We start from the raw sequence: 9,959 nt of genomic DNA on the forward strand, positions 1-9,959 counted from the left end.
TGCGGTGTCGCTTCCCGCGGCACCGGAGCAGTGACAAACAAGGAGTACTGATGGCGGCGGACTTCCAGGCCGGCGAGATTCCCCCCGGCTTCGCGTTCACTGAGAGCGGCGCGCTCATCCACTACAAATACGGCATCGTCGTATCCGTCCCGATGGCCAACCAGGCCGGCTGGTCGGGCGACCTGTGGATCAGCTTCGGCGCCGCCTGGGGGGATGCACGGATCAAGGTGAAGTGGCACGACGGCACCAGCTGGAGCACCGACAAGAACCTGGACGTCTTGCATGCAGGCGGCCGCATCAATACGGGCGCGAAACTCCCGGCAAATACGCAGAAGGTCGCCATCGGCCGCGTCAAGAAGAGCGCTACCGACACTGAGGACGACATCCCGGTCAGCTGGCTGCTCCAAGTCGCAGAGGCGTGACCCAGGTCCCTCCTCTATCCGCCGATGCCCGGTCCCACCCAGCAGGGCGCACCGGGCATCGGTGTGGTGGCCTGGCCTTGCCGTCCGTGCTCTACCTGGCCGACTGCGGCCTGTGGCGGGAGCCCGCGCGCCGCCATCACCGGCGGGCCTCACCCGGCGCGAGCAGGCGGCCCACCTCGGCGATGGCATCGGAGATTGAGCCGTGCGTCGGCGATGATTGCGAGATCTCGGAGCGTCCTGTACGCCGTTCTGAGGCGCGATGCCCCGGCCCGGGCTGTGCCTGGGCACAGGACAGATGCGGGTCAGTTCTTGTTCTTGAGGTCAAGCTCGACATCAGGGTCGAAATCAGTCGTCCCACTCAGGTTGAAGGCCGAGAAGATGAACCCCACGGGGTGGTGCCGTGCCGCGTACCCCGCGACAGCGTTGCCTGCCTTGTCCACAACCGTAATACCGCCGGGGATCATCGTCCCGCCGCTGACGACGATCACGGGCTGGCCGTCCCGGTACTCAATCGTCAGCTTGGCTACGTCCTCGGGCTTGACCTGGTCGGCCGGGACGAGTGCCGGTTCGGTCGCTGCGGGCTTGTACTGGGCTGGTGCGGGGCCCTTTGAGTTGGGCGTGGTCTCAGGCATGGCTGTCTCCTCACTGGCCGGCTCGATGCCGACGCGCATGGATCTTCTCATAACGGAACGTGACCACTACGTCACTCTTGGCGGATCTGGAGGTGTCGAGCCGGCGGACGAGGAACTCCCCGTCCACATGTGAACGCCCCTCCGCTTCGGCCAGCCGGTCACTGACCGCCTATGCACAAGCCAGAGTGCGGCGAAACCGGGAGGCGGCGAGGAGGCCGTTCTCGTCCGAGGGGATGACGTCGGCGCGGCCCAGCCGTCGGCATTCGCCATTGATCCAGGTGACGAACGCGGTGAGATCCCTGGCGATCTGGCCGTCGGTGCGTGCTTCACCCTGGCGCTTGGTGTCGCGGAGGTGCTGTTGGTACGGGGTGAGCCGGTTCGGGAACAGCAGCGGGTGCGGGTGGAGGCGTTCGAGTACGGCGGCGGCGCGAACGACGGGTGCGATGACGCCCCACGGGTCGCGGCGGGGTGCTCCTGCGGGGAGTTTGTTGCCGTCGGCGTCGACGGCGTTCTTGTAGTGGCGTCCGGTCATCAGCCACAGCGGCGGCCACTTGGCGGGGAGCTATCTGGCCGCCGGTGGTCACTCTGCGTTCCCGGATGGTTCGTCGCCTCTTGATCGGTCCCGGCGGCAGCCAGGGCCTGGCTCCGGTGGCACCTGGATGGGGTTGTTGCACATGCCGTAGCGGCATGTGGTGGGGTCGGGGCACCACAGCACGAAAGGTTCTGTCTGCGATGTACCCCTCCCTCACGCCTCCCCGGCAGGTCAAGATCGGTGATGCCGCTGCGTTCGCCGGGATCACCCCACGCGCCATCCGCCACTACCACGAGATCGGTCTGCTGCCGGAGCCCGAGCGCGGCGGGGACGGCCGCCGCCGCTACGGCTATGACGACATGACCCGCCTGCTGTGGATCCGCAAGATGGCTGATGCCGGTATCAGCCTGGACGATATGCGGGCCGCCTTCGGCGAAGCCCGGGACGAAGCTGGAGACGAAACCCTGGACCAAGCCCCGGATATCGAGTCGGTCCTGAGCAGGCTGGAGGAAACCTTGGCGGCGCAGGAGGCCGCCATCAAACGTCGGCGCGCGGCTGTCCAGCGCCTGCAGGCGCTGGACAGCCCGCTGGGGCTGCTCTCCGAACTGGTCACGGACCGGCTCAGCCACCTGCCCCCGGGCGCGTTGCGCCCCTCCGATCTGGACGCCCTGCTAGTCACGGAACGGATCTTCGGGCCGCTGGGCGCCGCCATCCAGGCCGGCACGTTCATCGTGCTGGCCACCCACCCCGGCCTGCGGGCCGAGGAGGACCGTCTTGAGGCGGCCGAGGCCGCCCTCGACGACGGCGTCGAACCCGACGACCCGCGCGTCGAAGAGCTCGCCGTACAGCGATGCGCTCACCAAATGGCCCTGAATCAGGCCATCGAGGCAGCTGGTCTCGACGCGGCCGAGGAGAAGATCTTCGAGATCTGCGACGCCGACCTGAAAGGGGAGGAGGGCACAGAGATGAGTGCCGCCGCAGCGATCACCAAGATGCCTTACGACTTCTCTCCTGCCCGGATGCGCTGCGTGGAACTCGCCGGACGGCTCTTCGGCGAGGCCCTTGCCGACGCCCACTCCGCGGACAGCTGATCGCCTGTGCCTGGCACTGACGTGGCCCGACAACCGGTCGCGTTCATCCGCATGTGACCGATCGGGTCAGACGTCGAGCCCGGCCATAACCAAGAGTGACATCACAACTGGCCGCACGTGGGGATTCCGAACTGGCCGCTGTCACGGAGCCCGGGCATGGCGGCAGAATGATCCCGGCCAGCCACCGGTAGGCCACGGAACAGGAGCAGCGCTGCCACGTGCTTCATCCAGCCTCGGAGCGCTACCCGCTCGAGAGAACGGGGACCTTCCGTTACACGCCCTAGCAAGAGCGCCCGAAGGGGCCGTGAGGCGATCATCCGTACGGAAGGGCTCGCGATCGAGAGTCTCCAGCAGCAGTTGGCTGCACGTCACCTGTGCCTCGACGAGGCGGGCGTGGATCCGGTCCCGTGGATCCGGTCCCGCAGATCCCGTCCGGGCCCTGATTCCGATACCTGAGCTGCTTCCGTGTCCAGCTCGCCGAGCCGGTCCGCGACGCGGCGGGAGCGGACGGTGCCGACGTCGCCGCCGGCGAGATGGGTACGGGCCGGGCCGAGGTGGTCGAACGAGCAGCGGCGCCGGCGGTGCTCCGGACGGGCGGTGCCGCCCCCACACGCTTTCACCAATTCTCAAACCCAAAGCGCATAGATCTCTTAGTCTGGCCCCATGAAGATGACCCTCGGCGAGCGCGTGCGAGCAACCGCAGCCACGCTCATGCAGATCACAGGGGAGTCCCAGGCAGACCTCGCCGCCGCACTCGGCGTCAGCCAGACCCAGATCAGCCGCCGCCAATCCGGCAGCGCAGCCTGGAGCCTCAACGACTGCGAAGCCCTCGCCGCCCACTACGAAATCGACGTCCTGGACCTGCTCGCCGGCCCCACCCGCGCCTGCGACGCCCTACCCCCCCAACGGCGACGCACCCCAACACCCCGCCGTACCCCCGCAGCCGCCCAGGGAACACCACAATGACCGACTTCGACGCGATCGACGCACTCCTCGCCCACGCCCGCAAACCCGCAGACCTCCCCCCCGCCGCACAACGCCGCGCCCTACGCCAGGCACTCAACCTCTCACGCACCCAGGTAGCCCAGGCACTGGGAGTAAGCCCCTCCACAATCGGCGGCTGGGAACAAGGACGCGACCCCAGCGGCGAAATCCGCGAGAAGTACGCCTACTTCCTGGACGCCGCCCAAGAAAAACTGCACACCCAGACCGAAACACCAACCCCAACCCCGCCCACAACCACCCCCACCACCACGCACGAAGACGAATCCCTCCCCGCCCCCCAACCCTGCGTCCTGTGCGGAGCCCCCGCCACCGACCAGATCGAGGGCTACCCCCAACACCTCCACCCCGCCGACTGCACACCCCCCACCCCACACACCCCACCCCCCGAAACCCCCACCCCTGCCCCACCACCGCCCGCACACCAGCCCCCACCCACCCACCGCCGCTCCCCCCCAGAGCCAGGGCCGCACCCCCGAACTGATCGCACAAGCCGTCCACGAAACCCTCGACGCACAAGGCGGCGACCTCAAAGCAGCCACCGCCGAACTGCAACGCCGCGCGATCCCGGACGCCATGACCCTGCTGGACGCCTGCCGCACCGGCGCCCGCTACGACATCATCGGCCACCCGCCGCTCCCCGACATCCTCCGCAAGAAGTCCGCCCACGGCGCGGACGAAGTATGGGAGGGACGCCCCCACTGGACGCGGCTCGACCCACCCCCCGACACCGACGAGGTGACCGCCCTCGACATCAACGGCGCCTACCTCTCCGCCCTGAAGACCCACCTCCCGCTCGGCGCCCTCGAATACTCCACCGGAAACGTCCACTCCCGCCGCCGCTCAGGAATCCACCTCATCACCCCACCGGAATGGGACCACCACCCCTACCTCCCCAACCCCCTGGGCAACCGCGAGGAACCGGGCCCCGTCTGGGTCACCGAACCCACCCTCCGCCTCCTCCAGCGCCTGGCAACCCAGCAATACGGCCACCTGTGCGACCCCCCGGTCATCCACGAATCCTTCACCTCCGGATCGACGGAACAACTCTTCGAGAAATTCCGCCAGACCCTGCGCGACGCCCGCGAAAAAGCCATCACCGAAGAAGACGAAGTCACCCTGGAATACGTGAAATCCATGTATTCTAAGTTCGTGTCCACCATGGGAGAGTCGAACTACAACAGGGCGCTCTACCGCCCCGACTGGATGCACATCATCCGCTCGCAGGCATTCGTCAACCTATGGCTCAAAGCCCACAAAGCACACACAGCCGGACTCGCCGTCATGCGGGTCATGGGAACCGACGAACTCCACATCGCCGGCGACTGGCGACAAGTATTCACGGAAGGGCGCGACGTGTCACAAGTAAAAGTGAAAGACGTCTACACCCTCCAGACCGGCCAGCGGTAAAGGCCCCACATGCCGGACAGGACACACGACTTCGGACACTACGGCGCCAAGGGCGAGCGCGGAAGCGAAGCCGCGGCCCGCGTACTCGACTCCCTCATCGGCGGCATCGCCTCCCCGGTCACCTCCTCCCGCGGCCTGTCCGCCCGCCTGCGCTACCTCACCCGCTCGCAAGCCGGCCACGACGCCATGCGCGAAGCCGGCATCACCGTCACCCCCCGCACCCTCAAAGCCTGGCTCGCCGGAAAACAACGCCCCAACAAAGCCAACCTGACGAAGATCGACGCCGCCTACTGGGCACTGCGCCGCCACAACGTCGCCCGATACCTCCTCAAACGCCTGAACGCAAACGGCGGAACACGAGTCGAAATCCACCCCCTCGACCAAAGCCACGTACCGATTCCCCACCAACGCGTCCTGGAATACCGCAGACTGAACATCCGCAACTGGGACGCCATCATCGACGCATGGGCCAAACAAGAAGCCCGAGCCCTCGACGACGCCTGGATCGACCAAATGGTCAACCTCGGTTCCCAATGGGGAAAATACGAGTACGTCACCTCCGTGGGATTCGCCGCCTGAGACATCGTGCAGAACCACACCCCACGACCACCCAGCTGCTGGCAGTCCCGACCCAGGCCGCCCGCCGCCCAGCAGTCGCGGAACTCGGCACAGCACCACACCCACGCCCTGAACTGTCGACCGATGTCTGCCCCAGTGCTGCACGCCGTACCCTCGAAGCATGAGCGCCAACCTTGGTGAACGGCTTCGCGATACCCGCAAGCGTCGCGGCCTCAGCCAGCGTGAACTCTCCGAACTCTCAGGCGTCTCCCTCTCACTCATCCGCAAGTTGGAACAGGGAGAGCGCAACGACACGCGCCTGGAGACCGCGCGCCAACTCGCGAGTGCGCTGAAGGTGCCGACAACACGACTCATCGCCGAGCACCCCGAGGCTTCGGCCAGCCAAGACACAATAGACCGCTGGGCGCCAGTGAATACCGCTCTCGCAGCCTCTCCCAATCCCGATGGAGTCTCCTCCGAGGCACCCACCTACGACGGCGTACGAGACGCGCTTCAAGCAGCCACCCCCCTGTTCTCGCGTGACCGTTTCGACCAGCTCAGAACAGTCCTCCCACCACTCCTGCGTGACACGGAAGCGCTCACCGAAACCGACCCCCGCGGCCGGCCACTGCGCGCCCGCCTCCTAGAGCTCACCGGCTGGCTGATGACCCAGACGCGCCAGTTCGACGCTGCCGAGATGGCCCTGGAGCGCGCCCTCGACGACGCCACCGACCACATCCAGACTGCCGCGACCGTCAACGTCCAGTGCTGGCTCCTCCTGCGCCGTGGAAAACTAGCCCAGGCCCGAGAGCTGGCCGTGCACTGGGCTGATGAGGTCGAGCCACGCATGTCCCGTGCCACACCGTCCGAACTGAGCACCTGGGGCTGGCTTCTGCTCCGCCTGTCGGCAGCAGCGATCCGAGACAACCGTCCCGGCGAGGCCGAGGACGCTTTGCGGCTCGCCACCTCGGCTGCCGTGGCCATGGGACACGAGTGCACCCCCGATGGGGACTTCCTGCGGACCTTCGGGCCGGTCACAGTAGCCCTGAAGCGCACAGAGAACGCAATGGTGGTCGACCAGCCGGATAAGGTGCTCACCCTCGCCTCACGCATCCCCGCAGACAGCCTGAAGCCGACCTCGAACAACCGGAACCGCCACCTGCTCGACGTGGCGAACGCTCACACCCAGCTCCGACAGTACGCGGAGGCCATGGACACGTTTCAGAAGATCCGCACGGGCTCCCCGCAGTGGCTCCCGAACCAGCAGTACGCCCGAGACGTCCTCGGCCGGATCATGAGCAAGCGCCGGACCCTGACCCCCGAGATGCGGGAGCTTGCCGACCTGGTGCAACTTCCCGTGTGACACTGCGTGGCACTTCCGTCTGACGCACCATCAAAGTGCCATCGACGCAGGTCATCTGCGATCCGTAACGTCGAGGCATGGCCAACAAAACGATGCACGAAGGCGCGGACCGGAATCTGGGGGCGCTGAGACTGCTGCCGTGGACGCATGAAGGCAAGGCGTGCTGGCTATCGCCTGCGAGTGAGGGCGGCGTGCTGTCCTCCATGGCAGACGCTATGGAAGCTGAGCAGGTACGGGATGGGCACGAAGTACTCGCTCACGTACGCCGCTTGCTGAACAGACCGGACAAACTTGGCCTTCATGAACTGAGGTTCATTACGGCCCGTCTGTTCGAAGGGCTGTCCGACGTGCTTCGCGTGGCTGAGTTGCTGGTCTGCAGGGGAGTATCAGTTGGGCGTCGTCATTTAGGTGTCAGTGGTGCAAGCCCGGTGACCTGGCGGTTGGCGCTGACGCGTGGTGCTCATCTGCTACTGACATGACTGACGATGGGGCATGTCGTTCTCGTGCAGACTGCTATAGCGGTTGCTGGGTTTGCGCTGGTCGGTGGTGTTTACCTCCCCGGAGTGTCGGAGTCTGGCCAGAGCGCCGCGACGCGTTCCTCAATGGAGGAGATGAGGATCCGTTCCGGACGGCCTGCGAAGAGGTAGAAGAGTGATTCCGGAACGTAGCCCGGGCGGCGGAACCAGTTGCGGACCTGTTCGCCGCGTCCCTGATCATCTGCGATCTCGCCGAGGACTTGTTCGGTGTCCTGGTAGATGTGGGCACCGCGCAGCCGCCCGGCCGATCTGCTGATCATGAATTCCTGTAGTGGGGCCAGCCCGCCGCCCGGGCTGGGGGTCCGTCCCCAACTGCTGAGCGACGGTGTGGACATGAGGATGTCGTTGACGGTGTTAGTGGTCTGGGTGTGATGCCACACTTCCAACAGTGTGGCGTGACGTCCTTGGTTGATGAGGTGGTCGGCGAGATTGGTCAGCAGGCGGCCGGTCAGCATCATGTTGCGGCGCACGTCCACGGGCACTTGCGTGCCCAGTACGGCCAGTGCGCCCTCGCGCAGCAGGAGATCGGCGATGGAGACGGCGCTGGATCCCCGGGGAGCGACGTGACATGCGCTGAGCACAATGACGGGTGGAGTGTGCTGCAGGCCGAGTTCGACGTGCGGTTCGTCGCCGATGACGATGGCCGCCGTGTTGGCAACGAGGGTGCCGTGGGCGCTGATGATCAGCAGGTCAGGTGTGTGCTCGCTGACGGCCTCGCGCAGGGCAGCCAGGGAGAGCGTCTGCACCGCGTGGATACTCAGCCCTTCGACGTCTTTCAGGGTGTCCTGAGTGATCCGCCAACCGTCTCGTGAGATTCGGCCCACCGGGTCGCTGGCGGGGATGCACTCGGCCACCAGGACACGGATGCGGTTCTTCCACTCGACACCGACGGCGACGGCACCGGCCTTCTGCACGGTGCGGGTCAGCGGCAGCAGCGGCTCGTACGTCAGGGGCAGGCGCGCCGCCAGCGGGGCGGTGTCGCCCGGCAGGGTGGCAAGGCCCAGCGGGAAGTTGGAGAACACCGTGAGCATTGACGCCCGGCTGATGGCCTCCACCACCGGTTCGGTGAACAAGGGCCTGACGACAGCGTTGAGGCGGCTGAGCAGTTTCTCCACCGAGCGGGGGCGGTCCGCGGCAGAGTCTCGGAAGTGCTTTTCCAGATCGGCCAGCAGCGTGAACGCGCTGGGGGGAACGGAGGGCATCATCAGTCCCAGGCTGTCGTTGGCGACGGCCCGGTGGGTCAGCGTGTACTCGATGGCCGCCCGTTCGACGTGGGCATCATCGCGTTCACCGATCTCGGTCGACCAGGTGTCGCCGGCGTCCAGGGCCGCGAGCGGGCGGACGCGGGCTTTGCGCAGCTGAGGGGGGTAGGCGCCGCGTACGTATGCGGGCGCGACTCCGGGCAGCGCCAGTGCAACCGGCAGCCGCAGTCGTGCCTTCTCCTCAACGACCGTCTGTCCAAAGACCGGTTCGGCCTCTTCGCTAGTCAGTCCCTGACGCTCCAGTCGGGCGGTGGCCGCGACGAGCGTGTGCCCCTGCAGGGTGCGATGAAGCAGCGTACGTGGTTCCTCATCGGCGGGCGCATCGATGTCCCAGCCCATCCGGCGAGCCATGAGACGCCAGGGCAGGTCCAACGCGGCCAGGTCCAGCCGACGGCTGAGAGCGACCTTCCCCGCCAGCGGAGGGACGTCGGGGTATACGCGCTCCTGGATGGCCTGCCAGTGTTCTTCGAGACTCGCGTCGCCCAGAGACGAGAAGGAGGCGACGGGGAGTTCGACCCCCAGCGCGACCGCTCCCCGTGCGGTCCGCTCGACGAGCTCGTCCGGGCACAACGCCAGCATCGGCCGCCACCACGGTGCCAGAGCCAGGCTGTCGAGCGCGGTGACGGGAACGGGCATCACGTGATGTCCCATCGCCAGCTGCTGCAGGCCCTTCAGCTTCCATGCTTCAAGGTCGACCAGTTCTCCTCGTGACTGCGGCAGATGCAGGCAGTACCACAACCCGGGCAACGCCCGGGCCACGTCGCGTGCCAGTGCGTGAGGGATGGCGAATTGATCGGGGTCCTCAAGCGGTGCGTCGATGACCGGCGAGATCTCTGAGGGAGCCGTGCCGTCCTCCGGGTCGAACACCACGAGGTAGAGCAGATGTCTGCCGGCATCCGGGGGGTGAGGGGCTGGTGTCGTCACTCCTGGAGCCTAGTAGGGCTTGGTCAGGTTCGTAGTGGTGTGGGTATGTCGCGATGGCAGGTGGGGCAGGCGCCGGTCCAGACGGCGAGGAGTGTCTGTAGTTCGCGGACGACTTGGTAGAGGCTCAGTCCTGCGCCGTGTCTTTTGGGTCTCGTGCCAGTCGTTGCAGGGTGCAGAAGGCGTGGGCGGCGGAGACGAGGGTGACGTGGTGGTGCCAGCCGTTCCAG

General features: G+C 66.6%; 9 protein-coding genes and 1 pseudogene. 7 read left to right on the forward strand and 3 right to left on the reverse strand.

The features are described from left to right. Positions 1-50 precede the first annotated feature (50 nt). The gene (locus ACFYX4_RS22370; RefSeq protein ID WP_389335889.1) at positions 51-422 is read left to right on the forward strand and encodes a hypothetical protein; all 372 of its coding nucleotides are present in this window, start codon (positions 51-53) and stop codon (positions 420-422) included. Positions 423-724: 302 nt separating this feature from the next. Here ACFYX4_RS22370 and ACFYX4_RS22375 read toward each other — a convergent pair whose 3' ends face one another. Next, a complete protein-coding gene (locus ACFYX4_RS22375; protein ID WP_389335892.1) occupies positions 725-1,093 on the reverse strand; it encodes a hypothetical protein in 369 nt (122 codons plus the stop codon). Between the two features lie 130 nt (positions 1,094-1,223). After that, a complete protein-coding gene (locus ACFYX4_RS22380) occupies positions 1,224-1,586 on the reverse strand; it encodes a hypothetical protein (protein WP_389335895.1) in 363 nt (120 codons plus the stop codon). Positions 1,587-1,786: 200 nt separating this feature from the next. On the opposite strand from ACFYX4_RS22380, the gene ACFYX4_RS22385 reads away from it, so the two are divergent. The 6 genes and pseudogenes from ACFYX4_RS22385 to ACFYX4_RS22410 all read left to right on the forward strand — a co-directional run bounded on the left by ACFYX4_RS22385 (position 1,787) and on the right by ACFYX4_RS22410 (position 7,489). Beyond that, entirely contained in the window at positions 1,787-2,677 is an 891-nt protein-coding gene (locus ACFYX4_RS22385; RefSeq protein WP_389335898.1) for a MerR family transcriptional regulator, read from the forward strand. A 663-nt stretch (positions 2,678-3,340) separates the two neighbouring features. Further along, positions 3,341-3,643 carry a helix-turn-helix transcriptional regulator gene (locus ACFYX4_RS22390; RefSeq protein WP_389335901.1) on the forward strand — a complete coding sequence of 101 codons (303 nt, stop codon included), beginning with the start codon at positions 3,341-3,343 and terminating at the stop codon, positions 3,641-3,643. Then, a pseudogene (locus ACFYX4_RS22395) lies at positions 3,640-5,089 on the forward strand (helix-turn-helix domain-containing protein). Before ACFYX4_RS22390 ends, ACFYX4_RS22395 begins: the two are co-directional and overlap by 4 nt. Positions 5,090-5,098: 9 nt before the next feature. Further along, positions 5,099-5,668, forward strand: a complete 570-nt coding sequence (locus tag ACFYX4_RS22400) for a transcriptional regulator (RefSeq protein ID WP_389335904.1) — start codon at positions 5,099-5,101, stop codon at positions 5,666-5,668. Positions 5,669-5,828: 160 nt separating this feature from the next. Further along, the gene (locus tag ACFYX4_RS22405) at positions 5,829-7,010 is read left to right on the forward strand and encodes a helix-turn-helix domain-containing protein (RefSeq protein ID WP_389335907.1); all 1,182 of its coding nucleotides are present in this window, start codon (positions 5,829-5,831) and stop codon (positions 7,008-7,010) included. A 77-nt stretch (positions 7,011-7,087) separates the two neighbouring features. Beyond that, a complete protein-coding gene (locus tag ACFYX4_RS22410) occupies positions 7,088-7,489 on the forward strand; it encodes a hypothetical protein (RefSeq protein WP_389335910.1) in 402 nt (133 codons plus the stop codon). 71 nt (positions 7,490-7,560) lie between these two features. Here ACFYX4_RS22410 and ACFYX4_RS22415 read toward each other — a convergent pair whose 3' ends face one another. Continuing rightward, entirely contained in the window at positions 7,561-9,732 is a 2,172-nt protein-coding gene (locus ACFYX4_RS22415) for a CHAT domain-containing protein (protein ID WP_389335913.1), read from the reverse strand. Between the last annotated feature and the right edge of the window lie 227 nt (positions 9,733-9,959).

This window comes from Streptomyces sp. NPDC002328, from assembly GCF_042890065.1.
Lineage (GTDB): Bacteria > Actinomycetota > Actinomycetes > Streptomycetales > Streptomycetaceae > Streptomyces.

Excerpts from the sequence above, each read along its gene's own strand:
- ACFYX4_RS22410 (WP_389335910.1), top strand. The coding sequence starts at position 7,088 with ATGGCCAACAAAACGATGCACGAAGGCGCGGACCGGAATCTGGGGGCG.
- ACFYX4_RS22390 (WP_389335901.1), top strand. The coding sequence starts at position 3,341 with ATGAAGATGACCCTCGGCGAGCGCGTGCGAGCAACCGCAGCCACGCTC.
- ACFYX4_RS22405 (WP_389335907.1), top strand. The coding sequence starts at position 5,829 with ATGAGCGCCAACCTTGGTGAACGGCTTCGCGATACCCGCAAGCGTCGC.
- ACFYX4_RS22380 (WP_389335895.1), bottom strand. The coding sequence starts at position 1,586 with ATGACCGGACGCCACTACAAGAACGCCGTCGACGCCGACGGCAACAAA.
- ACFYX4_RS22385 (WP_389335898.1), top strand. The coding sequence starts at position 1,787 with ATGTACCCCTCCCTCACGCCTCCCCGGCAGGTCAAGATCGGTGATGCC.
- ACFYX4_RS22370 (WP_389335889.1), top strand. The coding sequence starts at position 51 with ATGGCGGCGGACTTCCAGGCCGGCGAGATTCCCCCCGGCTTCGCGTTC.
- ACFYX4_RS22400 (WP_389335904.1), top strand. The coding sequence starts at position 5,099 with ATGCCGGACAGGACACACGACTTCGGACACTACGGCGCCAAGGGCGAG.
- ACFYX4_RS22375 (WP_389335892.1), bottom strand. The coding sequence starts at position 1,093 with ATGCGCGTCGGCATCGAGCCGGCCAGTGAGGAGACAGCCATGCCTGAG.